Genomic DNA, 22,601 nt, shown 5'->3' on the forward strand with positions numbered 1-22,601 from the left:
TTAACCCGCGCGTCCTTCGTGCTGTTTGCGGTATGCCCCCGGCTGCACCCCGATGGCCTTGGCGAACGCCCGGGTGAATGCCGCCACCGACTGATACCCCGCCTGCGCGCCTACCTGCTCGACGGTATTGCCAGCCTTGAGCAACTGGCAGGCATGGCGCATGCGCAGCGCCAGCAGCACTTGCCCGGGGGATTGCCCAGCCAGTTCGTTGAAGCGCTTGAAGAACGCCGAGCGCGACAGCCCCGCGCAGGCCGCCATGGCCTCTAGCGTCCAGGCCTGGCCTGGCGCCTCGATCAAGCGCTCCAGCAACCCGGCGAAGGCCGGCTGGCGGGCGAGGGCGACCAGCCCTCCCAGTGCCTGGCCGTCATGCACCTGCTGGCGCAGCACGTAGAGAAACAGCAGGTGGGTCAGGCGCTCCAGCAGCGCCTGCGAGGGTTGCGGGCGGCGGCACTCCTCGAGGATCAGCCCGAACAGCGCCCGCGCCGCGCTGCCGGCCGGATCGCTGGCGCGCAGCAGGATCCAGTCCGCCAGCCCGTCGACGATCAATGACGACAACCCCGACTGAAAGTGGAAGAAACCGCATACCAGCCCCACGCCGTCCCCGGCTTCCATGTCCAGCGCCCGCATGCTCCGGCGCGGCTGGGCACAGGCGTTGGCGGCATCCTCGTCGCCGGACAACCGATAGGCCAGGTCACGCAAGAGGAACACCGCGTCGCCGCTTTCCAGGCGCAGCGGCTGCGCCTGGCCGTCGATGTGCAGCCAGCAATGGCCCTGCACCACCAGGTGGAAGCTGGCCCGGCCCAGGCCTTGGGTGCTGGCGTGCCAGCCGCCGCAGTAGCGGCCCACATGGAACAGGCTGGCATCGAGCTCCAGGCTCTCTAATAACCAATCGACGAGGGGGCTGGAAGAAATCATCTAATGCAAGGACTCTGGAGCAAGGAAAGACGACTGATGAATATGGATGCTACTTCTTATAACCAACAGACTGTAGCGACCTACATCAAAGGAGACCACTCCAATGTCCGCGCGCATCACTCTACACAGCCTGCAGACCGCTCCGGAAGCCGCCCGCCCGTTCCTCGAGAACGCGCAGAAGAACTCCGGCTTCATCCCCAACCTGCTGGGCATCCTGGCCAACGCCCCGGCGGCGCTGGAAACCTACGTCACCGTTTCGGCGCTCAACGGCAAGTCCGAGCTGACCCTGGCCGAGCGCGAAGTGGTGCAGCTGATCGCCGCCACCCAGCACGGTTGCGACTTCTGTGTCGCCGGCCACACCGCGGTGGCCCTGAACAAGGCCAAGCTGCCTCAGGAAGTGGTCGATGCCCTGCGTGCCCGCGGCGAACTGCCCGACGCCCGCTACGAGACCCTGGCCGCGTTCGCCCGTGAAGTGATCGCCACCCGTGGCAACGTCAGCGACGCCACCTACCAGGTCTTCCGTGAAGCCGGTTTCAGCGAAGGCAGCGCGCTGGAAGTGATTCTCGGTATCAGCCTCGCAACCCTGTGCAACTTTGCTAATGTGTTCGCCCAGACGCCGCTCAACGACGAGCTCGGCAAATACCGCTGGCAGCCTTCGGCCTGACCGAGGCCTGATGCCGGCGCGCCCGGCGTTTCAAAAGGAGTTAGGGACATGCTTGACCATGCATTTCGACAATGGCTGGATGCCAATGCCGAGGCCATTGACCAGGGCCAGTGCGATCCGCACCTGGTGCTGGCGCAGATCGCCGAGTCGCAGTTGCTGCGCGTCGGCGTCGACCCGGCCCTGGGTGGCACGGGCGGCGACGTCAGCGAGGCGGTCGAGGCCATCGCCGCCATCGCCAGCCGGTCGCTGGCCGCGGCCTTCGTCTGCTGGGGCCAGCGCGCCTTCATCGAATACCTGCTGCAAAGCCCCAACCGGGAGCTGTGCAAACGGCTGATGCCCGACCTGCTCAAGGGCGAACTTGCCGGGGCCACCGGCCTGTCCAATGCCATGAAGTTCCTCTCTGGCATCGAGGCCTTGCAGGTGCGTGGCCGCCTTGCGGCCGATGGCTGGAACCTCGAAGGCCGGCTGCATTGGGTGACCAACCTGCGCAAGCGCGGTTTCGTGGTGGCGGCGGCTATTGAGGATGACGCCGGCGGCGCGCCGTTCGTGGTCGCCATACCCTCCAACGCGCCGGGCCTGGAGCGTTCCGACGATCTGCAACTGATGGGCCTGCAGTCGAGCAACACCGCGGCGCTGGCGTTCCACCAGGTGCCACTGGCCCGCGACTGGCTGCTGCATGACAACGCCCGCGAGTTCCTGCCCAAGGTACGCCCGGCGTTCCTGGCGCTGCAGTGCGGCATGGCCATGGGCCTGGCCCGGCGCGCGCTGGATGAAGTGCAGGAACACCTGCAAGGCCGTGGCTCGTTCCTCGAAGAGGCCCGCCAGGTGCTCAAGGAACGCCTGGAGAATACTGTCGGCGAGCTCAAGCAGGGGCTGCTCGACGGGCGCTTCCAGGGCCAACCGGCCGCCTTGTTCAAGTTGCGCATCACCCTCGCCGAATGCGCCGCCGATGCCGTGCAGCTGGAGCTTCAGGCCAGCGGTGGCAAGGCCTACCTGACGGCCTATGGTGAAGGCTTCGCCCGGCGTTGGCGCGAGTCGGCGTTCGTGCCGATCGTCACCCCGAGCCTGGTGCAGCTGCGCGCCGAACTGCAACGCCAGGCGGCCAGCGCATGACCGAAGTGCTGCTCGAAGCCTGTGAGATCAGCCTGGGCTACCCGCGCGACGATGGCTGGCAGGCGGTGCTGGAGCAGTTCGACCTGGCGCTGGCGCCCGGCGAGGTGGTAACCATCCTTGGCCCAAGCGGGGTCGGCAAGTCCAGCCTGTTGCGCGTACTGGCCGGGCTGCAACAGCCCCGTGGCGGTAGCGTGCACCTGCGCGGCGAGCCACTGCAGGGCCCGCACCCGCGCCTTGCGGTGGCGTTCCAGGACCCAAGCCTGCTGCCCTGGCTGAGCCTGGAAAAGAACGTCGCCTTCGGCCTCGACTTCGCCCGCCAGCCTAAGCTGGCGGCGGCCGAGCGGCGTGCACGGATCGACCACGCCATCGACGCGGTGGGCCTGGCCCATGCCCGTGGGCAGTACCCGGCGCAACTGTCCGGCGGCATGGCCCAGCGCACCGCGCTGGCCCGCTGCCTGGCGCGCCAACCCGAGGTGCTGTTGCTGGACGAGCCGTTCGGCGCGCTGGACGAGGTGACCCGCGCCGACATGCAGCAACTGCTGCTGCAACTGATCGCCACCCACAACACCGCCGCCGTGCTGATCACCCACGACATCGACGAAGCCCTGCTGTTGTCCGACCGCGTGCTGCTACTGGGCAACCACCCGGCGCGCACCCTCGGTCAGTGGCACATCGACCTGCCGCAGCCGCGGGCGCAGCGGGTCGAGGAGCTGGGCGCACTGCGTATCGAAATCCTCAAAACCCTTCGGCGGGCAAGCCGCACAGCCGAACCCACCCCATCCCCCTTGCCCTCGGAGGCTGTCCATGTGCATGGATGACTGCTGTTCCACCACGTCCCGTCGCGATTTTCTCAAGTTGAGCGCCATGCTCACCGCCGCCGGCGCCGTGCCGTTGCTGTCGAGCCTGCAGGCCCGCGCCGCCGCCGAGCCGGACGCGCCGGTGCGCATCGGCTACCTGCCGATCACCGATGCCACGCCACTGCTGGTGGCGCACAACAACGGCCTGTTCGAGGCCGAGGGCATCAAGGCCGAGCGCCCGGTGTTGCTGCGCAGCTGGGCACAGGTGATCGAGGCGTTCATCTCCGGGCAGGTCAACGTCATCCACCTGCTGTCGCCGATGACCGTGTGGGCGCGCTACGGCAGCAAGGTGCCAGCCAAGGTCGTGGCCTGGAACCACGTCGGCGGCTCGGGCCTGACCGTGGCCCCGGACATCACCGATATGAAGCAGCTCGGCGGCAAGACCGTGGCCATTCCGTTCTGGTACTCGATCCACAACGTGGTGCTGCAGCAGATGCTCACCGACAACGGCCTGAAGCCTGTGTCCAAGCCCGCCACCGCGCAGCTGGCGGACAACGAAGTCAACCTGCTGGTGCTGCCGCCTTCGGACATGCCGCCGGCCCTGGCCAGCAAGCGCATCGCCGGCTATATCGTCGCCGAACCGTTCAACGCCCTGGCCGAGAACCTCAAGGTCGGCCGCGTGCAGCGCTTCACCGGGGACGTCTGGCGCAACCACGCCTGCTGCGTGGTGTTCATGCACGAGCATGATCTGAACAATCGCCCGGAGTGGTCGCAGAAGGTGGTCAACGCCATCGTCAAGGCCCAGCACTGGACCCGCGAGCACCGTGCCGAGGCCGCGGCGTTGCTGTCCAAGGCCGGCCCCAACAAGTACACCCCGCACGAACCGGCGGTGCTGACCAAGGTGCTGGCGCCATCGGCCGATGACCGTGCCGGCTACATCGCCAGTGGCGCGATCCAGCACCAACAGTGGGACGAGAAGCGCATCGACTTCCAGCCTTATCCGTTCCCCAGCTACACCGAGGAGTTGGTCAAGCGCCTGAAGAACACCCTGATCGTCGGCGAGAGCGATTTCCTTGCCGCCCTCGATCCGGCCCAGACTGCCCGCGACCTGGTGGACGATCGCTTCGTGCGCAACGCCATCGCCGCGGTGGGTGGCCCGGCGGCGTTCGGCATTGCCGAGAATTTCCAGCGTAGCGAGGAGTTCGCGGTCTGATGCGCAGGCATTTCGTGCATGGCGCCCTGGGCCTGGCGGGCCTGGCGGCGCTGCTGTTGCTGTGGTGGGCGGGGGTGCGCCTGTTCGGTGCCGCCGATGGCCTGTCGGCGCGCTTCGCGCCCCAGGCCACGTTGCAAAGCCTGATCGAGCTGCTGGGGCAGGGTGAGGTCTACGGGCATATCTGGGTGAGCCTCGAGCGTATCCTCATTGGCCTGCTGCTGGCGCTGCTGATTGGTGTGCCGTTGGGCCTGCTGGTGGGCAGCTATCGCCACCTGGAGGCGGCGACCACGCCGGCATTCCAGTTCCTGCGCATGATCTCGCCGCTGTCGTGGATGCCGGTGGTGGTGATGCTGATGGGCGTGGGCGACCAGCCGATCTACTTCCTGCTGGCCTTCGCCGCGCTGTGGCCGATCCTGCTCAACACCGCCGCCGGGGTGCGCCAGCTCGACCCGCGCTGGCTGCAGTTGAGCCGCAGCCTCAGCGCCACGCGCTGGGAGACGTTGTGCAAGGTGATCATCCCCGGGGTGATCGGCCATGTGCTGACCGGCGTGCGCCTGGCCATCGGCATCCTGTGGATCGTGCTGGTGCCGTGCGAAATGCTCGGGGTGAGTGCCGGGCTTGGCTATTTCATCCTCGACACCCGCGACCGCCTGGCCTATTCGGAGCTGATGGCGATGGTGCTGCTGATCGGCGCACTGGGGTTCATGCTCGATGCCTTGGCGCGGGCGCTGCATCGACGTTGGGTGCATGCCTGAACAAAGAAGGCGCGTATAGCGAATCCTGGCGCGGATCTATGGGGGCGGCGTAGCGCAGCGCCCACAAAGTCCGCGTTCAATCTTGGTATCAAGCGCATCCCTGCGCCTGAGCTGGTCAGAAGCTGTACTTGGCGGTCAGCATCAGGTTGCGCGGATCGCCAAAGGTGTCGCCCCCGTAGTTCACCGAGCTGGAAATCGACGAGTAGTACTTCCTGTCGAACACGTTGTTGGCATTGAGCTGCAGGTCCAGGTGCTGGTTGACCGCGTAGCCGGCCATCAGGTCGGTCACCGCGTAGGCACCTTGCTCAAGGCGGTAGCGGCCGCCATCGGCCACGCTGAAGTCGTTGTACATGCGGCTCTGCCAGGTGACGCCGCCACCGACGCGCAGTTTTTCCAGCGGGCCCTGGAAGCGGTAGGTGGTGAACAGCTTGAGCTGGTGCTCGGGGGTGTCGGAGGACAGCGGCTTGTTGACGTTGGCGGGGTTCTTGGCGTCCTTGATGGTGTGCACGCGGGCGTAGGTGTAGCCGGCACCGATCTGCCATTGCTCGGTCAGCGCGCCTTGCACCTCGAAGTCGATACCCTGGCTGCGCACCTCACCGGAGGCTTCGTAGCAGGTGAACTGGCCCGCTCGGCAGACGCTCTTGTCGTCCACCTCGACCGCGCGGTTCTCCTGGTCGATGCGGAACACGGCAAGGCTGGCATTGAGCGCGCCATCGAAGTATTCACCCTTGATGCCTACCTCGTAGTTCTTGCCTTCGATCGGCCGTACCGGCGTGCCGCTGCTGTCCTGGCTGTCCTGTGGCTGGAAGATATCGGTATAGCTGGCGTAGACCGAGTGGTGTTGGTCCAGCTCGTAGATCAGGCCGGCATAGCGGGTGACGTTGCGGGTCACTTTGTAGTCGCCATCGTTGCTGCCGCGCTTGTCGTAGTCGTACCAGTCCAGGCGCCCACCGAGGATCAGCTTGAGCGGGTCGGCCAGGCTCAGGCGAGTGGTGGTGTACACGCCTTCCTGGTTGATCAGGTAGCGGCTGCTGCTGGTGTGCAGGAAGTCGGGCTTGCCGCCGTCGATGGGGTAGTCCATGTCGTAGGGGCTGTAGTTGCGCTCGCTCATGTCGTAGATGCGCTTGCTGGCGCCGACCACCAGTTCGTGGGTGCGCCCGAATGCCTCGAACGGGCCGCTGGCGAAGGTGTCCAGGCCCAGTTGGTTCTCGTCGTGGGCCGACTGGTAGACCGTTCGGCTCAGCGGCTTGGCCAGGTCCCAGCGCGACTGGTAGGAGCCGCGGAACAGCGCGTTCTGCTCACTGTAGGTGGCGTTGACCTGCAGCTTCCAGTCATTGGCCAGGCGCTGGCGCACCTCGGCGAACAGGGTATTGATCTCCTGGTCCTTTACCTCCCAGTCGGTGGCCGGGTTGTAGGAGCGTGGCAGGTCCAGGTGATGACCGTCGAGGGCGGTGGGGATCGCGCCCCAGAACACGTTGGTCTTGTCCTTCTGGTGGGAGAGGCCGAGGGTGAGGGTGGTGTCTTCGCTCAGGTCGGCCTCGGTGATCGCGTAGAACAGCCCGTGGTCCTCCTGCTGGCCGTCACGGAAGCCGTTGGCGTCCTGGTACGAGGCCACCACGCGGCCGCGCAGGGTGCCGCTGTCGTTGAGCGGGCTGGAGGCGTCCAGTTCGCCGCGGTAGTTGTCCCAACTGCCGGCGGCGCCGGTGAGGGTGACTTTCTGCTCCGCCAGCGGGCGCTTGCGCACCAGGTTGATCGCCGCCGAGGGCGTGCCGGAACCGGTGACCAGGCCGGTGGCGCCGCGTACCACTTCCACCCGGTCGAACATCGCCAGGTTCGGCTGCGCACCGACCACCCAGCCGGTGTAGGCGCTGGGGATGCCGTCGTACATGATGTTGTCGACGTCGAAGCCACGGGCCTTGTAGGTCTGCCGGCCTGGGCCGTTGGACTGGTTGAGGAACAGGCCCGGGGTGTACCTGGCCACGTCGTTGATGCTGGTCATGCCCTGGTCGTCCATGCGCTGGCGGGTGATCACCGTTACCGCCTGGGGCGTTTCGCGCATGGTCAGCGGCAACTTGGTGGCGGTGGACATGGCACCGGTGGTGTACGACTTCGATCCCTCGGTGGTGCTGCCCAGGCTGCTGTCGTCAATAGCCGTGGCGCCCAGCTCGATCACGGCAGGTGCCTGTTCGGCTGCCAGTGCGGGCGTGACGGTCGCCATGCAGATGGCCATGGCCAGCAGGTTGCGGGTTGGCGCGAAACGGTGGGTCAAGGGAAGCGATGACATGCCGAGCTTTATCCTTATTACTAGTGCTTATGAGAACGATTAGCAATAAGTATGTCGGGATTGCCCGGTCAAGAACAGGGTGGATGCATTGGAAATGATGAAATTTTCACAATTTTCTATTCGAATGGATTGTTTCTCCGGCTTTCGTGGCTACCGGTCCGCGCTACCTGGGCCAATCCGTTTACCTTGTTGTCGACCTATTTCCAGCGCTTGGCCATCGCGTTGCTTGCCGTGCCGTGCCTGGCCCACCAGCTCGGGGATCAGCGGCCCCTCGGGCAGATGACGCCAGAAGCGTCCGGGCAGATGCTGGCGTAGAGCGCCGGGGTTGAGCCGGGCAGGGTTGAAGGTGTGCCGGTAGTAGGCCAGCCACAGTTCGGCCCCGGGGTCGTCGGCGTTGCGCGCCCATTGCCGCCAGTCTTCCGGGCATTGGCGACGGTAGTCCAGTTGCGCGCCGTCGTAGCGGATGCCGTCGTGGGGCGTGGCGATCAGCCAGCGCTGGCGGCCCAGGCGTTCGGCGAAATGCCCGCTGGCGCTGTCGAGGATGTCATGCGCGGGTTCGTGGTAGGCCACCAGGTCCAGTTGCAGCTGCTCGGCCAGCGTCTCGGGCAGTGGCACGAAGCGCACGAAGGCATGCAGATGGTGAGCCTCGCGTCCGACCTGGCGGATGCGCCGTTGCAACTCGCTGCCCAGGCGGTCGCCGGCCAGCATCGCGGTGCGATCGCCATGGGCGACGCGCCAGAGCACCTCGTACAACAGGTTCCAGCGCTGCTCGCCGCGGTAGCGCCCGGCCTGTTCCAGCTGGGCCAGCAGCGCCGCTGGCACGCGGGCGTGGAACGGGCCGGGACCTGCGGGCAGGGGCGTGGGCACGGCCAGCAAGTCATCCATCCAGGTCTGGCCCCAGGTCACCGTGGCCGGGTCGATGCCGTGGCCGAGCAGTTGGCGGGCCTGGTCGCGCCAGGTGGCGAAGTCATCGCCGCACTCCAGCGCGATCATCCCCACAGCCCCATCTGCACGGGCGCCTGAGGTTCACGCAGGCGGGCCCGAAGCAGGCCGCTGCGCAGCTCGGCCTGGGCCGGGCGGTAGTCACTGGTGACGATGAACGGGCGGGCCTTCTCCAGCACGCAGCGCAACTGGATCAGGTCGTCGTAGCGGATGCGCCGCTCCCGGCGCAGGGCGACCAGGCGCTGCACGCTGCGCAGGCCGATACCGGGGATGCGCGCCAGCAACGCCGGCTCGGCGCGGTTGACGTCGAGCGGGAAGACCTCGCGGTTGGCCAGCGCCCAGGCCAGCTTGGGGTCGATGTCCAGGGCCAGGTTGCCGGTCTCGCCCAGCAGTTCGCCGGCCTTGTAGCCGTAACCGCGCAGGAGGAAGTCGGCCTGGTACAGGCGGTGTTCGCGCAGCAGCGGCGGTGCGGCCAGGGGCACGCTGGAGGGGCTGTCGGGGATCGGGCTGAAGGCGGAGTAATAGACCCGTTTGAGGCCATAGCCCTGGTACAGCGACTCGGCGTTGCGCAGCAAGGTGCTGTCGTCGGTGGCGTCGGCGCCGACGATGACCTGAGTGCTCTGCCCGGCGGGGGTGAAGCGTGGTGCCCGTGGTTCGCCGGCGACGGCCTGCTGGCCGTGGTGGATCACGCCCATGGCCTGGCGGATGGTGCTGGCGCGCTTTTCCGGGGCCAGGCGCTGAAGGCTGGCGTCGGTGGGCAGTTCGATGTTCACGCTCAGCCGATCGGCCAGGCGCCCGGCCTCCTCGATCAGCAGCGGGTCGGCGTCGGGGATGGTTTTGAGGTGGATGTAGCCGCGAAAGGCATGCTCTTCGCGCAGCAGGCGCGCCACCCGGATCAGTTGCTCCATGGTGTAGTCGGCCGAGCGGATGATGCCTGAGCTGAGGAACAGGCCGCTGATGCAGTTGCGCCGGTAGAAATCCAGGGTCAGGCGCACCACCTCCTCGGGGCTGAAGCGTGCCCGGGGCACGTTGCTGGAGCGGCGGTTGACGCAGTACTGGCAGTCGTACAGGCAGAAGTTGGTCAGCAGCACCTTGAGCAGCGACACGCAGCGGCCATCGGGGGTGTAGCTGTGGCAGATGCCCATGCCATCGGTGGCGCCGAGGCCGTCGCGGCCGCGCGAGCTGCGCTTGGGCGCGCCGCTGCTGGCGCAGGACGCGTCGTACTTGGCTGCGTCGGCGAGGATGCCGAGTTTGGCGATGAGTTGCATGGGGTGGTCCACTGAATACTGAATATTCATACAGTATTTCGGGATTAGCCTGATGGCAAGCCTTTGCCAATGGCTTCTGATCCGCCAGGCGCTGCCCCGTCGCCTGTGGGACACCCAAACGTTCGATTACAGAATTGTAATCTTCACGCCACCCCCCAGATAACCAAGGCTCCCTAAAGTCCCTCGCCAAAGCATTCCGCCGCTTGTCGACGAGGACTTCCGCCGTGCCCATCCCCCGCAAGATCGCCTTGCTCTGCCTGTTGCTGGCCGGCCCTGCCGGCGCCCAGGGCCTGAGCCTGGACCAGGCGCTCGACGCCGCCTTTGCCCAGAACCCGGACTTCGCCGCCATCGGCCGTGAGATCGGCATCGCCGAAGGCGAGCGCCGCCAGGCCGGGCTGATCCCCAACCCCGAGCTGTCCTGGGAGGTCGAGGACACCCGCCGCGACACCAGTACCACCACCGTGACCCTCAGCCAGGCCCTGGAGCTGGGCGGCAAGCGCGGTGCGCGGATCGAGGTCGCCGAGGCCGGTCAGGCGGTCGCCCGCCTGGAACTCGAGCGCCAGCGCAACAGCCTGCGCGCCGATGTGATCCAGGCTTTCCATGCCGCCTTGCGGGCGCAGACCGCGCTGGAGTTGGCGCAGCAGTCACAGGCGCTGACCGAACGTGGCCTGCGGGTGGTGGAGGGGCGGGTGCGCGCGGGGCAGTCCTCGCCAGTGGAGGCCACCCGCGCCCAGGTGCAGTTGGCCCAGGCCGAGGCGGCGGTGCGCCGGGCGCGAACCGAACGCACGGTGGCCAATCAAGCCCTGGCGCGGCTGACCGGCAGCGCCGAGGCCCGCTTCGACCGACTCGACGCCAGCTCGCTCTCGCCAGGCCCGGCGCCCAAGGCCGAACGCCTGCTGGCCACGGTCGAGCAGACCGCCGAATGGCGCCTGGCCGCGGCGCAGATCGAGCGTGGCGATGCCAGCCTGGGCTCCGAGAAGGCCCAGCGCATCCCCAACCTGACCGTGAGCCTGGGCAGCCAGTACAGCCGTGAGGAGCGTGAGCGGGTCAATGTGGTGGGGTTGTCCATGCCGCTGCCGCTGTTCGACCGCAACCAGGGCAACGTACTGGCCGCCGCGCGCCGCGCTGACCAGGCCCGCGATCTGCGCAACGCCGTCGAACTGCGCCTGCGCAGCGAAACCCGCAGTGCCCTGGAGCAGTGGGGCACGGCCATGGGCGAGGTGCAGGCGTATGACCGCACCATCCTGCCCGCCGCCCAGCAGGCGGTGGACACCGCCACCCGAGGTTTCGAGATGGGCAAGTTCGCCTTCCTCGATGTGCTCGATGCCCAGCGCACGCTGATCGAGGCGCGGGGCTTGTATCTCGAAGCGCTGGCCCAGGCGACTGATGCCCGGGCACAGGTGGAGCGGATCTACGGCGAGCTTTGAGCCTCGTCCCGTCGCGGGGCAGGCCCTGAACTGCAACGACTTTTCCAGCAGGAGCAACAATGACCAACCCACGCAAGCTCGCCATCCTCGCCGCCGCCCTGGCCGTTATCGGCCTCGGTGGCGCGGCCTGGACCGGCACCCTTGGCAAGGCCGGCGGCGGCCAGGCCCAACACGACGACCACGGCGAAGCCGGCCATGGCCATGACGAAGAGAAGGACGACGGACACGGCCACGGCGAGTCCGCAGGCGAGGGGCATGGCGAGGAGGAGGGCCAACTGCACCTGACTGCCGAGCAGATCCTGGCCGCCGGTGTGCAGCTGGCCACCGCCGGCCCGCGCACCTTGGGCACTGCCATCAATTTCCCTGGCGAAATCCGTTTCGACGAAGACCGCACCGCCCATGTAGTACCACGGGTTCCTGGGGTGGTCGAGTCGGTGCAGGCCGAGCTAGGCCAGGCGGTCAAGCGTGGCCAGGTGCTGGCAGTGATCGCCAGCCAGCAGATCTCTGAGCTGCGCAGCGAACAGCAGGCTGCGCAACGGCGCCTGGAGCTGGCGCGATTGACCTTCGAGCGTGAAAAACAGTTGTGGCAGGAGCGCATCAGCGCCGAGCAGGACTACCTGCTGGCCCGACAGGCGCTGCAGGAGGCCGAGATCGCCGCCGCCAACGCCGGGCAGAAGGTCGCCGCGGTGGCGCCGGCCGGCAAGGGCAACCGCTACGAGCTGCGCGCACCGTTCGACGCGATGGTAGTGGAAAAGCACCTGACCGTGGGCGAGGTGGTGGACGAGACCAGCAATGCCTTCACGCTATCCGACCTGAGCCGGGTCTGGGCCACCTTCGCCGTGGCCCCGCGCGACCTGGACAAGGTGGTCAGTGGCCGTGGCGTGACCGTCAGCGCGCCGGATCTCGGCGCCCAGGTGGAGGGCAAGGTCAACTACGTCGGCAGCCTGCTTGGCGAGCAGAACCGCGCCGCTACCGTGCGCGCCACCCTGGCAAACCCCAATGGCGCCTGGCGCCCCGGGTTGTTCGTCAACATCGCGGTTACCGTTGAGCGCTTCGACGCCGCGGTGGTGGTGCCGGAAAGCGCCCTGCAGACCTGGGAAGAGCAGACCGTGGTGTTCGCCCGCACCGATGAAGGGTTCGCGGCCCGCCCGGTCAAGCCGGGCCGACGTGATGCCGGCCAGGTGGAGATCCGCGAAGGCCTGGCCGCCGGTACCGAGGTGGCCGCCGCCGGCAGCTTCGTCCTCAAGTCCGAGCTGGGTAAAGGCTCGGCCGAACACAGCCACTGACCGGGGACGCTTTTCATGTTCGAACGCCTGATCCAATTCGCCATCGAGCAGCGTCTGGTGGTGATGCTCGCCGTAGTGCTGATGGCCGCCGTGGGCATCCACAGCTACCAGAAGCTGCCCATCGACGCCGTGCCCGACATCACCAACGTGCAGGTGCAGATCAACACCGCGGCGCCCGGCTATTCGCCCCTGGAGACCGAGCAGCGCATCACCTTCGCCATCGAGACCGCCATGGCCGGGTTGCCGGGCCTGAAGCAGACCCGCTCGCTGTCGCGCTCGGGCTTGTCGCAGGTGACGGTGATCTTCGATGACGGCACCGATATCTTCTTCGCCCGGCAACTGGTCAACGAGCGCCTGCAGGTGGCCCGCGAACAGTTGCCCGAGGGCATCGAGGCGGTCATGGGGCCGATCTCCACCGGCCTTGGCGAGATCTTCCTGTGGACGGTCGAGGCCAAGGAGGGCGCCGTGAAGGACGACGGCACGCCCTATACCGCCACCGACCTGCGGGTGATCCAGGACTGGATCATCAAGCCGCAGCTGCGCAATGTGCCGGGCGTGGCCGAAGTCAATAGCATCGGCGGCCATGCCAAGCAGTACCTGATCGCCCCGGAACCCAAGCGCCTGGCAGCCTACAAGCTGACCCTCAACGATCTGGTCGCCGCGCTGGAGCGCAACAACGCCAACGTCGGCGCCGGCTATATCGAACGCAACGGCGAGCAATTGCTGATCCGTGCCCCGGGCCAGGTGGCTTCGGCCGAGGACATCGCCAGCATCGTCATCTCCAGCGTCGACGGCACGCCGATCCGCGTCAGCCACGTGGCCCAGGTCGGCCTGGGCCAGGAGCTGCGCTCCGGCGCCGCCACCGAGAACGGCCGGGAAGTGGTGCTGGGCACGGTATTCATGCTGATCGGCGAGAACAGCCGCACGGTGTCCCAGGCGGTGGCGGCCAAGCTCGAGGAGATCAACCGCAGCCTGCCCAAGGGGGTGGTGGCGATCACCGTGTACGATCGCACCAACCTGGTGGAAAAGGCCATCGCCACGGTGAAGAAGAACCTCATCGAAGGCGCGATCCTGGTCATCGCGGTGTTGTTCCTGTTCCTGGGCAACATCCGCGCGGCGCTGATCACCGCCATGGTCATCCCATTGTCGATGCTGTTCACCTTCACCGGCATGTTCAGCAACAAGGTCAGTGCCAACCTGATGAGCCTGGGGGCACTGGACTTCGGCATCATCGTCGACGGCGCGGTGGTGATCGTCGAGAACGCCATCCGCCGACTGGCACATGCCCAGCAGCATCATGGCCGCATGCTGACCCGTTCCGAGCGCTTCCACGAAGTGTTTGCCGCCGCCCGCGAGGCGCGCCGGCCGCTGATCTACGGGCAGTTGATCATCATGGTGGTGTACCTGCCGATCTTTGCCCTGACCGGGGTCGAGGGCAAGATGTTCCACCCCATGGCTTTCACCGTGGTGATGGCGTTGCTGGGGGCGATGATCCTCTCGGTGACCTTTGTCCCGGCGGCCCTCGCGCTGTTCGTCACCGGCAAGGTGAAGGAAGAAGAAGGCGTGGTCATGCGCGCTGCCCGCCGCCGTTACGCCCCGGTGCTGGAGTGGGTGCTGGGCCGGCGCAACCTGGCCTTTGCCGGCGCCGCGACCCTGGTGCTGCTGTCCGGCTTGCTGGCCAGCCGCATGGGCAGCGAGTTCATCCCCAGCCTCAGCGAAGGCGACTTCGCCCTGCAGGCCCTGCGCGTGCCAGGCACCAGCCTGTCGCAGTCGGTGGACATGCAGCAGCGCCTGGAGAAGACCATCATCGAGCGGGTGCCGGAGGTGGAGCGGGTGTTCGCCCGCACGGGCACCGCCGAGATCGCCTCCGACCCGATGCCGCCGAACATTTCCGACGCCTATGTGATGCTCAAGCCGCGCGAGCAGTGGCCGGACCAGGGCAAGTCGCGTGACGCGCTGATCGCCGAGGTGCAGCAGGCGGCGGCCAGCGTGCCGGGCAGCAACTACGAGCTGTCGCAGCCAATCCAGCTGCGCTTCAACGAGCTGATTTCCGGGGTGCGCAGCGACGTGGCGGTGAAGGTGTTCGGTGATGACATGGAGGTGCTCAACCGCACCGCCGCGCAGATCGCCACCAGCTTGCAGCAAGTGACGGGGGCGTCCGAGGTGAAGGTCGAGCAGACCACAGGCCTGCCGGTGCTGACCATCGATATCGACCGCGACAAGGCCGCCCGCCACGGCTTGAACGTGGGCGATGTGCAGGATGCCATTGCCATCGCGGTGGGGGGCCGTACCGCCGGTACCCTGTACGAAGGCGACCGTCGCTTCGACATGGTGGTGCGTCTGTCCGAGGCGCTGCGCACCGATGTCGACGGGCTGTCGAGCCTGCTGATCCCGGTGCCGGCCAGTGCCGCCGCGGGCGCTGCGCAGATCGGCTTCATCCCGCTGTCCCAGGTGGCCACGCTGAACCTGCAGTTGGGTCCCAACCAGGTCAGCCGCGAAGACGGCAAACGCGTGGTGGTGGTCAGTGCCAACGTGCGCGGGCGTGACCTCGGCTCGTTCGTCGAGGAGGCGTCGCAGACCTTGATCGACCAGGTGCAGATCCCACCGGGCTACTGGACCCGCTGGGGCGGCCAGTTCGAGCAGTTGCAATCGGCGGCCGAGCGCCTGCGCGTGGTGGTACCGGTGTCGTTGTTGCTGGTCATGGCCTTGTTGCTGATGATGTTCAACAACCTCAAGGACGGTCTGCTGGTGTTCACCGGGATTCCTTTCGCCCTCACCGGTGGCGTGCTGGCGCTGTGGCTGCGCGACATTCCGCTGTCGATCTCGGCGGGCGTGGGCTTTATCGCGCTTTCCGGGGTGGCGGTGCTCAACGGTCTGGTGATGATCGCCTTTATCCGCAACCTGCGCGAGGAAGGGCGCGGCCTGCGCGCCGCAGTCGAGGAGGGCGCCCTGACCCGTTTGCGGCCAGTGCTGATGACCGCGCTGGTGGCATCGCTCGGGTTCATCCCGATGGCTCTGGCCACTGGCACCGGTGCCGAGGTGCAGCGACCGCTGGCGACGGTGGTGATCGGCGGGATCCTGTCGTCGACGGCGCTGACCTTGCTGGTGCTGCCGGCGTTGTACCAGTGGGCGCACCGGCGCGATGAGGCCGAGACTGCGTGAACCCCTGTCGCTGGGCAAGCCCTCTCCCACGAAGGCATTCACTTCGTGGGAGCGGGCTTGCCCCGCGATGCTTTAATGCCGACGCCACAGCCAGTGGTCCAGGCTCAACCTTCCAGAACCTTTCAACAGCAGTGGCAACAACGCCACCAGGTAGATCAGCGGCAGCTTGAAGTTGCCAAACCCTTGGTCGGTGATCGCATACCCCCGCCCCAGTTCCGCCAGGCTCGACCACTGGCTCGGCCAGTGCACCGCCGCGATCGCCACCACGGTCACCACCATCAGCACCGCCGAGGCCAGGCGGGTGCCGAGCCCGAGCAGCAGGAGCAGCGGGCAGAGCAGCTCGGCCCACATCGACAGTTGCCAGTTCAGGCCCGCTGGCAGCAAATCGAACGGGAACGGAAAACTGCCTTGCAGGTCGGTGAACCAGTTGGCGCCATTGAACTTCTCCAGGCCCGATTCGAAGAACTCCCAGGCCAGGAACAGGCGCAACGGCAGGTCGGCGCTCCAGCTACCGGCCCGGTCGAGGGCCATGAACGGGCGAGTCAGGGTATTTGTCAGCATGGTGATCTCCTTGTGTCAGTGCGACAGGGCAGTGGCGGCCCGGCGTGAGCGTTGGGCCTGCTTGGCGATGAGCTTGAGGGTAATGGCGGCGAACATCAGGGCGAACGCCAGCGGGTACCAACCGCCCATGGGGACGCGCTTGTAGAACGACAGGCAGAACACCGCCGCCAGCACCCAGGTGCCGGTGCTGTGCAGGCCCTTCCACAGGCGTGGACCGAGCACGCTCATCGGTGCCTTGAACGAGGTCAGGGCCAGCAACAGGATGAACAGGTAACCCACCGAGCCCGGGATGTTCGCCACGGCGCTGCGCCCGGCCCAGAACAACTCCGGGTAGCGATGCGCAAACAGGTAGATCAGCACACCATGCACGGTGTGCGAGAAGGCGAAGGCCAGGCCCAGGTATCGCCGTTCGCGCAGCAACTGGCGGCTGGCCCAGCCGGGTAGCAGGGTGACCAGCGTCGAAGCCAGGAAGGTCAGCAGGAACAGTGCGAAGGAGCTGCGTGCCGTGGCGCGGATGGCGCTGCTCAAGCCGTCGGCACCGAGCGGATGGGTGGCGATGACCAGAGTGGTCATCAGCAGGGTCAATGCCGCGAGGGCGTGGAACAGCTTCCAGCCAGTGGGCAATGGCAATACTTTCATGGGCAAGGGTCCCGGCGTGCTTGGCGACGGCGGGGGCCGTCGCGTGGTGTGGCCGGAAGTGTGCGGGGGCGGCGTATCGGCAGTGTGTCGCGGGAGGCTGGGTTATGTATCGCTGTGTAGCGGTGCTCAGCGGGTACTGGTCAGGCGCTGCTGCGCCGCCGCGCAACCGTTGATCTCCACTGCCTTTTGCAGGTAGGCCTGGCGCTGGCGCGGGTCCAGCTCGCCCAGCAGCCGGTAGATCTCGGCCTGATAGTCACGCTGGCGCCCCCACTGCAGCTGCAGGCCTTGTGGCCTGCTGCGGTTGCACGCCAGGCGGGTGGCCGGCTGCGGATAGTAGGCGGCATACAGGGTGGCCATGCTCGGGACTGCCTCCAGGGCCTCGCGGTAGGCGGGGCTGGCATTGTAGGGTGCGCACCAGTGGGCGATAGCCAGCGCCGGTGGGGCAAAACCTTGCTTGAGGCTGGCCTCGAGCAAGGGGCAGGCAGCCTCGGCGATCTGGTTGGCGGGCAGGTAGGTGGTGTAGTACAGCGCCAGTCGGTACTGGGCCACCGGGTGGCCGAGGGCGACGGATTTCTTCAGCAGCGCCACGGCCGTGGGCAGTGTGTGCGCCATGGCCTGGCCCTGGCGGCTGAGCTCAGGGTCGCCAACGGCGGTGCGCAGCGGGCTGGCGCTGTCGTCCTGGCTGTCGGCCTGCTCCAGCAGGGGCAATGCCTGGCGGTAAAGCAGGTCGGCATGCGGGTCGATGTTCACTTCCAGGGCCTGGGTGCCGACGGCGGCCAGCAGCAACGGCATCGCCACGGCCAGGCTGGCGCGATGGCTGCGACCCTGAGGGCGGGCCGGGAACGAAGGAACGTCTGGGATGGTCATGGCAGTTACGCGGTTGCCTCGGGCAAATCAGGAGCGACGACAGCGTATTCTATCCATCCGCGCCCCTTCCCCGAAAGCCCGGCGTACGGCCATCAGACCAGCTTGATTGGTGCGACCTTGCGCAGGGCCTGTCTTTCCTGGGCCAGCCCCAGCTTGGCGGTGATCACCTTGGCCAGCGCGTTATTGCCCAGGTCGTTGAAGTGCAGGCGGTCGACGAACAGGTGTTCGCTGAAGACCGGCGAGCTGCTGAGCATGCTGTTCATGTCATAGCACGGCACCGGCTCAGCCTGGTTCTTGATACGGCGAAAGAAGGCCATGTGCAGTTGGCTGTCGAAGGTGTCGCCGAGCAGGCGATCGAAATTCGACGGCTGGCGCTCAAGTTCGCCGAGCATGGCCTGTTCGGCGCTGGGCACGACCTCGCGGCACCAGGGCAGCAGCGGCTGGAGGATGAAGGTGAGGGTGGTATGGCCGTCGGCCAGCAGGCGATCCCATTGGCGCAGGGTGCGGCCGACGCAATCGGCGGCGCGGATCAGACGCTTGTCGGGACTGGACAGCGGCTCGATGTCCGGCCAGCGCGGTTGTCGCGCAGGCGCCAGAACCTGGCCCAGGCGTTGCCAGAGCGATTCGCGGCGTGCCTCGCCGGTAGCTTGCACCCCTTCGTTGAAGCGATTGAGAAAGTCCTGATAGGCCTGTGCCCGATGCGGATCCTGCGCGCCGGCCAGTACCTCGGCCAGGGCCTCCTGGGCCAGTGAGTTGAGGCCACTGAGCACCACCACATGACCGATCTGGCCAAAGCGGTGCTGGTGGGTGAGGAACATCAGCAGTTCCTGCGTGGCATTGAGCCCGCAACCGGTCAGGTTCAGCCAGATCTCGCCGGTCAGCATCGACAGGTAAGAGGCCACGGTGTGCTCGTCGGAGCTGGCGCCGATGCCCATGGCGGTGGAGCCGCCTACCAGCAGGTTGACCCGCGCCGCGCCGCCGCGTTCGGCCACCGAGAAGCGCTTGCCGGCGCAATGGCTGTAGCGCATGCCCAAAGCGTCGGTGTTGATGGTGCCGGAGCGGTAGCCGCGCTCATGCACGTACAGCGTGTGCGGTGCCCGGCGGCTGCCCAGTTGCAGGAAACGCTGGTAATCCTCTGCCAGTGGGTCGGGCGTGCCCATGCTGCCGGGGGTGGCGCTGTCGGTCGGTGTCATGGGCGCTCCTTGGTGTGAGGGCAGGCTCAGGCGGCCAGTTCCCTGATGTTGTAGGCCAGGCCGACAGCGGCAATCAGCAGCAGGGCGACACCCGAGGCCAGGCTGATCAGGCGGTTGCTGCGCGGCGAGGCGATCTTGCCGATGGCGAAGATGTAAAGGCTGAGCACGGCGAAATCGATGGCGATCCACAGCAGCGACAGCACCACCATGCTCTTGCCGAACGACTCGGTGATCTGGATGAACTGCGGGAAGAAGGCGATGAAGAAGATGATGTCCTTGGGGTTGGAGATACCGACCATGAAGCCCTGCAGCAAGCCGCCACGGCCCGGTTGCACAGCGGTTGCGGCCTGCGCGGCGCTCTCGGCCGGTACCTGCAGCGCTTCGCGCAGGGTGCCCAGGGCGATGTAGCCGATGAACAGGCAACCCAGCAGGCTCATGCCGCTGAGCCAGGTCTTGTCGATGGCCGCGCTGGTCAGGATGATCCAGGCGGCCGCGCCGATCAGTACCAGTGATGCCCAGTTGGTGCCGACCGCCGTGAACAGGGCTTTGCGCGAACCCGAGGCGGCGGCGGTATTGACGATCAGCGCCACCACCGGGCCGGGCGTGGCGATCAGCAGCAGGACGGTGAGGGCATAGGTGGCGGTCAGTGCGGTATTCACGTTCAGTTCTCGGTAGGGCGTTCAGCCATTGCGTGGGTGTGGAACGGGCAGCGCGCCGGGCTCGGCGAACCGGGCTCCTGCAGTTGGTACTGCTTCCATTCGAAGTTGTCGTCCTGGCCGAAGAAGCCAAGGGTCTCGGGCATGACGCCGTCGTTGTAGTGACGTACCCGCTCGCGGATGCGCGCACGGATGCGCTGGCCGCTCTCGGTGCTGGCGCTGGCCACTTCGTCGAAGCTCTCCCGCGGATTGATGACGAAGGCAATGTGCGGGCCCAGGTTGCGGCTTTTCATCAGGCGATGGGCGGGAAAGCTCATGTTGATGAACAGCGGCATGCCGGCGAAGCAGAATGACCAGCGTGCGTCATGTGGGTCCTGCGGGATCTCCTCGGGCCATGGCAGCGAGTCGCGGGCGTGGACCTCGCGCAGCACATCCCAGGCCAGCGCCTGCTGCGCCTCGAGCGAGGAGTCAGGGGCCGTTTCGAGAAACACCAGCAGCGGGTTTCCGATGCGCTGCTTGAGCGGGATCGGCTCGATGGTGGCGATGTAGTCGGCCAGGCCCAGGGCGATATCGTCGGCCAGCCGTGCGGCGCGAGCGAAGACGATATGGCAGGTGCGCGCCGTGACCGCCTTTCGCCCGAACAGGCAGGGGAAGTCAGGGTTGGCCAGGGTTTCCTTGAAGTGTTCTATGGTCTTGTGTGTCCAGTCGTGTCGGTTCTGGACATGTTCGTCGGCGAGCTCTAGCGCATCCAGGCGATAGCAGTTTCCATAACCCGTAAACATGATTTCCCCAGGTAGATCCGAAGGTAGCGTTAATAGAACTTTTTCGTCATATCCGTGCAGGTTGGTTATATATAATTGTTATTTACCGGCATTTTCGGAGATGGCCTCTGCGTTGTAAAACGCCTGGATCTATGACCTACTATTAGCTTCACTCATGCTCGGAAGGCGCCATGTCGGAACGGATTCAAGCCTTGCACGCCCTGCGGGCCTTCGAAGTGGCCTCGCGCTATGGCTCTTTCACCCGCGCAGCCCAGGAACTGGCCCTTACCCAAGGCGCGGTCAGCCATCACATCAAGACGCTTGAGGCCCTGTTTGGCTGCGACCTGTTCGAGCGTCGCGGGCCCAAGCTGCGCCTGACCGAGCACGGCCGTCTGCTGGCCCAGGAGCTCAAGGTCGGCTTCAAGATCATCGAGAATGCCTGTGCGCTGTTGCGCCAGGACCGCTATGGCGTGCGGCTCAAGGCGCCGTCCACGCTCACCGTGCGCTGGCTGCTGAGGGCCCTGGACGGCTTCAAGAAGGTCGACAACAGCTGTTCGGTGCAATTGTCGAGCGTGTGGATGGACATCGATGCGGTGGATTTCTATTCCGAGCCCTATGACTGCGCCATCCTGTTGGGTAACGGGCGCTTTGCCGCGGATGTGGAGAGCCTCAAGCTGTTCGATGAATGGCTGATCCCGGTATGCCACCCGAACTACCTCGAGCAGGCGCGGCCGGAACTCTCGGTGCTCTCCAGTTGCGAATTCCTCCACCCGTCGCCGGACCGCCGCGATTGGCGGCGCTGGCTGGCGCGCATGGACGCGCTGGACATCAGCATCGACCAGGGCCAGGTGTTCGACACTCTCGACCAAGGTATTTCAGCCGCCCAGCAGGGGCTGGGCATCTCGGTGGTCGACCTGGTGCTGGCCAGCGCCGACCTCGCCGCCGGTAACCTGGCCACGCCGTTTCCCCAGGCTGTGGCCACCGGCGACGGCTATTACATGACCTGGCTCAAGTCCAGCCCCAAGGCCCACCAGATGCACAAGTTGCGCGACTACCTGGTGGCGCAGGTGCCGCCGCTGTCGCATAAGGACATCAGCTACCTGTACGGCTGAGGTCGGTGGCTGGCAGCACTCGCTCGAGCATGAAGTCGATGAACACCCGCAGCTTGGGCGGCATCTGCCGCCCGGATGGCCACAGCAGGTAGAAGCTGCCGCGCCGCTCCATGAAGGGGTCGAGCACACTGACCAGGCTGCCGGCCGCCAGCTCCCGGCGCACGCTGAAGTCCGGCAGGCAGGTGATGCCACGGTGGTTGAGGGCGAAGCAGATGCGCGTCTCTACATGGTTGCAGACCATCGAGATGGGAATGGCGTAGTCCTGTTCGGGGTGCTCCCGGCGCAGCGGCCAGGTTTCCAGCTTGCCGCTGCTGGGGAAGCGGTAGTGCAGGCAGCTGTGCCCGCCGAGCTCGCGGGGGTGCTGCGGCGTGCCGCGTTCGCGCAGGTACTCGGGGGACGCCACCAGGCGATGCTGGAAGTGCCCGAGGAACTTGGCGTTCAGCCGTGAATCCAGGGGCTGGCCGCCGCGCATCACCACGTCGAAGCCTTCGCCGATGATATCCACCATGCGGTCGCTGAAGTCCAGGTCCAGCTCGATCTCCGGGTAGCGTGCCATGAACTCGGCCAGCGCCGGCATCACCAGCCCGGTCACCTGCGGCAGGCTCACCCGCAGGCGCCCGCGCGGCGCGCCGCTGGCCTGAGACAGTGCCTGCTCGGTGGCCTCGATCTCGGCCAGGATGCGCCGGCTGCGCTCGAGGAACAGTGTGCCCTCGGCGGTCAGGGTGATGCTGCGCGTGCTGCGGTGGAACAGGCGCACTCCCAGTCTTTCCTCCAGGCGGGCCACGCGTTTGCCCACGGCTGACGCGCTGATCCCCAGCGATTGGCCGGCGGCGACGAAGCTGCGGGCTTCGGCGACCCGAATGAAGACCATGAAGCCACTGAGGCTGTCCATGCTGTGCTCCGATTGCGGACGTTGGTGTCCTGACTGAGCGGAATTGTACCCGGCTTTTTCCGCAATACCCCAGCGGCGCAAGATGCCTGCCTGT

Annotated in this window: 20 protein-coding genes; 9 read left to right on the top strand and 11 right to left on the bottom strand. The window is 66.6% G+C overall.

Annotated elements, in window-relative coordinates:
- Positions 1-915: an AraC family transcriptional regulator gene (locus ACVWY1_RS03835; RefSeq protein WP_457377798.1), complete on the bottom strand. Its 915-nt coding sequence runs from the start codon at positions 913-915 to the stop codon at positions 1-3.
- Positions 916-1,018: 103 nt separating this feature from the next.
- On the opposite strand from ACVWY1_RS03835, the gene ACVWY1_RS03840 reads away from it, so the two are divergent.
- Genes ACVWY1_RS03840 through ACVWY1_RS03860 form a run of 5 tightly spaced genes read left to right on the top strand, consistent with a single transcriptional unit; the run spans position 1,019 to position 5,457 of the window.
- Positions 1,019-1,579 carry a carboxymuconolactone decarboxylase family protein gene (locus ACVWY1_RS03840; RefSeq protein WP_457377799.1) on the top strand — a complete coding sequence of 187 codons (561 nt, stop codon included), beginning with the start codon at positions 1,019-1,021 and terminating at the stop codon, positions 1,577-1,579.
- A gap of 48 nt (positions 1,580-1,627) precedes the next feature.
- Positions 1,628-2,692 carry an acyl-CoA dehydrogenase family protein gene (locus tag ACVWY1_RS03845; protein ID WP_277504878.1) on the top strand — a complete coding sequence of 355 codons (1,065 nt, stop codon included), beginning with the start codon at positions 1,628-1,630 and terminating at the stop codon, positions 2,690-2,692.
- Positions 2,689-3,510, top strand: a complete 822-nt coding sequence (locus ACVWY1_RS03850; RefSeq protein ID WP_139670049.1) for an ABC transporter ATP-binding protein — start codon at positions 2,689-2,691, stop codon at positions 3,508-3,510. Before ACVWY1_RS03845 ends, ACVWY1_RS03850 begins: the two co-directional genes overlap by 4 nt.
- Positions 3,497-4,702 carry an ABC transporter substrate-binding protein gene (locus ACVWY1_RS03855; RefSeq protein WP_102684090.1) on the top strand — a complete coding sequence of 402 codons (1,206 nt, stop codon included), beginning with the start codon at positions 3,497-3,499 and terminating at the stop codon, positions 4,700-4,702. The genes ACVWY1_RS03850 and ACVWY1_RS03855 overlap by 14 nt, the downstream gene beginning before the upstream one ends.
- Positions 4,702-5,457: an ABC transporter permease gene (locus ACVWY1_RS03860; RefSeq protein ID WP_102684091.1), complete on the top strand. Its 756-nt coding sequence runs from the start codon at positions 4,702-4,704 to the stop codon at positions 5,455-5,457. The genes ACVWY1_RS03855 and ACVWY1_RS03860 overlap by 1 nt, the downstream gene beginning before the upstream one ends.
- Before the next feature lie 115 nt (positions 5,458-5,572).
- Here ACVWY1_RS03860 and ACVWY1_RS03865 read toward each other — a convergent pair whose 3' ends face one another.
- The 3 genes from ACVWY1_RS03865 to ACVWY1_RS03875 form a co-directional block, all read right to left on the bottom strand.
- Entirely contained in the window at positions 5,573-7,741 is a 2,169-nt protein-coding gene (locus tag ACVWY1_RS03865) for a TonB-dependent siderophore receptor (RefSeq protein WP_139670051.1), read from the bottom strand.
- A 150-nt stretch (positions 7,742-7,891) separates the two neighbouring features.
- A complete protein-coding gene (locus ACVWY1_RS03870; RefSeq protein ID WP_277504875.1) occupies positions 7,892-8,734 on the bottom strand; it encodes a TIGR03915 family putative DNA repair protein in 843 nt (280 codons plus the stop codon).
- Entirely contained in the window at positions 8,731-9,951 is a 1,221-nt protein-coding gene (locus tag ACVWY1_RS03875) for a putative DNA modification/repair radical SAM protein (protein WP_102684094.1), read from the bottom strand. The genes ACVWY1_RS03870 and ACVWY1_RS03875 overlap by 4 nt, the downstream gene beginning before the upstream one ends.
- Positions 9,952-10,175: 224 nt before the next feature.
- Here ACVWY1_RS03875 and ACVWY1_RS03880 point away from each other — a divergent pair, with 224 nt between their 5' ends.
- The 3 genes from ACVWY1_RS03880 to ACVWY1_RS03890 are packed head-to-tail and all read left to right on the top strand — an operon-like array spanning position 10,176 to position 15,826.
- A complete protein-coding gene (locus ACVWY1_RS03880; protein ID WP_457377800.1) occupies positions 10,176-11,378 on the top strand; it encodes a TolC family protein in 1,203 nt (400 codons plus the stop codon).
- A 59-nt stretch (positions 11,379-11,437) separates the two neighbouring features.
- Complete coding sequence (locus tag ACVWY1_RS03885; RefSeq protein ID WP_457377801.1) at positions 11,438-12,664, top strand: efflux RND transporter periplasmic adaptor subunit; 1,227 nt, start codon at positions 11,438-11,440, stop codon at positions 12,662-12,664.
- Positions 12,665-12,679: 15 nt separating this feature from the next.
- Positions 12,680-15,826 carry an efflux RND transporter permease subunit gene (locus tag ACVWY1_RS03890; RefSeq protein ID WP_457377802.1) on the top strand — a complete coding sequence of 1,049 codons (3,147 nt, stop codon included), beginning with the start codon at positions 12,680-12,682 and terminating at the stop codon, positions 15,824-15,826.
- A gap of 72 nt (positions 15,827-15,898) precedes the next feature.
- Here the strand turns inward: ACVWY1_RS03890 and ACVWY1_RS03895 are convergent, their stop codons facing one another.
- The 6 genes from ACVWY1_RS03895 to ACVWY1_RS03920 form a co-directional block, all read right to left on the bottom strand.
- Positions 15,899-16,387: an HvfX family Cu-binding RiPP maturation protein gene (locus ACVWY1_RS03895; RefSeq protein WP_139670063.1), complete on the bottom strand. Its 489-nt coding sequence runs from the start codon at positions 16,385-16,387 to the stop codon at positions 15,899-15,901.
- A gap of 15 nt (positions 16,388-16,402) precedes the next feature.
- Positions 16,403-17,026, bottom strand: a complete 624-nt coding sequence (locus ACVWY1_RS03900) for a ferric reductase-like transmembrane domain-containing protein (RefSeq protein ID WP_457377803.1) — start codon at positions 17,024-17,026, stop codon at positions 16,403-16,405.
- A gap of 126 nt (positions 17,027-17,152) precedes the next feature.
- Positions 17,153-17,818, bottom strand: a complete 666-nt coding sequence (locus ACVWY1_RS03905) for a hypothetical protein (RefSeq protein ID WP_102684100.1) — start codon at positions 17,816-17,818, stop codon at positions 17,153-17,155.
- Between the two features lie 167 nt (positions 17,819-17,985).
- The gene (locus ACVWY1_RS03910) at positions 17,986-19,086 is read right to left on the bottom strand and encodes a hypothetical protein (RefSeq protein ID WP_046855073.1); all 1,101 of its coding nucleotides are present in this window, start codon (positions 19,084-19,086) and stop codon (positions 17,986-17,988) included.
- 26 nt (positions 19,087-19,112) lie between these two features.
- Positions 19,113-19,745: a LysE family translocator gene (locus tag ACVWY1_RS03915; RefSeq protein WP_139670069.1), complete on the bottom strand. Its 633-nt coding sequence runs from the start codon at positions 19,743-19,745 to the stop codon at positions 19,113-19,115.
- A 2-nt stretch (positions 19,746-19,747) separates the two neighbouring features.
- Complete coding sequence (locus ACVWY1_RS03920; RefSeq protein WP_457377804.1) at positions 19,748-20,524, bottom strand: YqcI/YcgG family protein; 777 nt, start codon at positions 20,522-20,524, stop codon at positions 19,748-19,750.
- A gap of 170 nt (positions 20,525-20,694) precedes the next feature.
- Here ACVWY1_RS03920 and ACVWY1_RS03925 point away from each other — a divergent pair, with 170 nt between their 5' ends.
- The gene (locus ACVWY1_RS03925) at positions 20,695-21,615 is read left to right on the top strand and encodes a LysR substrate-binding domain-containing protein (RefSeq protein ID WP_102684104.1); all 921 of its coding nucleotides are present in this window, start codon (positions 20,695-20,697) and stop codon (positions 21,613-21,615) included.
- On the opposite strand, the gene ACVWY1_RS03930 is transcribed toward ACVWY1_RS03925, so the two are convergent.
- The gene (locus ACVWY1_RS03930; RefSeq protein ID WP_110700737.1) at positions 21,596-22,507 is read right to left on the bottom strand and encodes a LysR family transcriptional regulator; all 912 of its coding nucleotides are present in this window, start codon (positions 22,505-22,507) and stop codon (positions 21,596-21,598) included. The genes ACVWY1_RS03925 and ACVWY1_RS03930 overlap by 20 nt on opposite strands.
- Between the last annotated feature and the right edge of the window lie 94 nt (positions 22,508-22,601).

This window comes from Pseudomonas sp. TE6288 (assembly GCF_054062095.1).

What these genes read in the sequence shown, in the direction of transcription:
- ACVWY1_RS03835 (WP_457377798.1), bottom strand. Translation starts at nt 915, where the DNA reads ATGATTTCTTCCAGCCCCCTCGTCGATTGGTTATTAGAGAGCCTGGAG.
- ACVWY1_RS03840 (WP_457377799.1), top strand. Translation starts at nt 1,019, where the DNA reads ATGTCCGCGCGCATCACTCTACACAGCCTGCAGACCGCTCCGGAAGCC.
- ACVWY1_RS03845 (WP_277504878.1), top strand. Translation starts at nt 1,628, where the DNA reads ATGCTTGACCATGCATTTCGACAATGGCTGGATGCCAATGCCGAGGCC.
- ACVWY1_RS03850 (WP_139670049.1), top strand. Translation starts at nt 2,689, where the DNA reads ATGACCGAAGTGCTGCTCGAAGCCTGTGAGATCAGCCTGGGCTACCCG.
- ACVWY1_RS03855 (WP_102684090.1), top strand. Translation starts at nt 3,497, where the DNA reads ATGTGCATGGATGACTGCTGTTCCACCACGTCCCGTCGCGATTTTCTC.
- ACVWY1_RS03860 (WP_102684091.1), top strand. Translation starts at nt 4,702, where the DNA reads ATGCGCAGGCATTTCGTGCATGGCGCCCTGGGCCTGGCGGGCCTGGCG.
- ACVWY1_RS03865 (WP_139670051.1), bottom strand. Translation starts at nt 7,741, where the DNA reads ATGTCATCGCTTCCCTTGACCCACCGTTTCGCGCCAACCCGCAACCTG.
- ACVWY1_RS03870 (WP_277504875.1), bottom strand. Translation starts at nt 8,734, where the DNA reads ATGATCGCGCTGGAGTGCGGCGATGACTTCGCCACCTGGCGCGACCAG.
- ACVWY1_RS03875 (WP_102684094.1), bottom strand. Translation starts at nt 9,951, where the DNA reads ATGCAACTCATCGCCAAACTCGGCATCCTCGCCGACGCAGCCAAGTAC.
- ACVWY1_RS03885 (WP_457377801.1), top strand. Translation starts at nt 11,438, where the DNA reads ATGACCAACCCACGCAAGCTCGCCATCCTCGCCGCCGCCCTGGCCGTT.
- ACVWY1_RS03890 (WP_457377802.1), top strand. Translation starts at nt 12,680, where the DNA reads ATGTTCGAACGCCTGATCCAATTCGCCATCGAGCAGCGTCTGGTGGTG.
- ACVWY1_RS03895 (WP_139670063.1), bottom strand. Translation starts at nt 16,387, where the DNA reads ATGCTGACAAATACCCTGACTCGCCCGTTCATGGCCCTCGACCGGGCC.
- ACVWY1_RS03900 (WP_457377803.1), bottom strand. Translation starts at nt 17,026, where the DNA reads ATGAAAGTATTGCCATTGCCCACTGGCTGGAAGCTGTTCCACGCCCTC.
- ACVWY1_RS03905 (WP_102684100.1), bottom strand. Translation starts at nt 17,818, where the DNA reads ATGCCGTTGCTGCTGGCCGCCGTCGGCACCCAGGCCCTGGAAGTGAAC.
- ACVWY1_RS03910 (WP_046855073.1), bottom strand. Translation starts at nt 19,086, where the DNA reads ATGACACCGACCGACAGCGCCACCCCCGGCAGCATGGGCACGCCCGAC.
- ACVWY1_RS03920 (WP_457377804.1), bottom strand. Translation starts at nt 20,524, where the DNA reads ATGTTTACGGGTTATGGAAACTGCTATCGCCTGGATGCGCTAGAGCTC.
- ACVWY1_RS03925 (WP_102684104.1), top strand. Translation starts at nt 20,695, where the DNA reads ATGTCGGAACGGATTCAAGCCTTGCACGCCCTGCGGGCCTTCGAAGTG.
- ACVWY1_RS03930 (WP_110700737.1), bottom strand. Translation starts at nt 22,507, where the DNA reads ATGGACAGCCTCAGTGGCTTCATGGTCTTCATTCGGGTCGCCGAAGCC.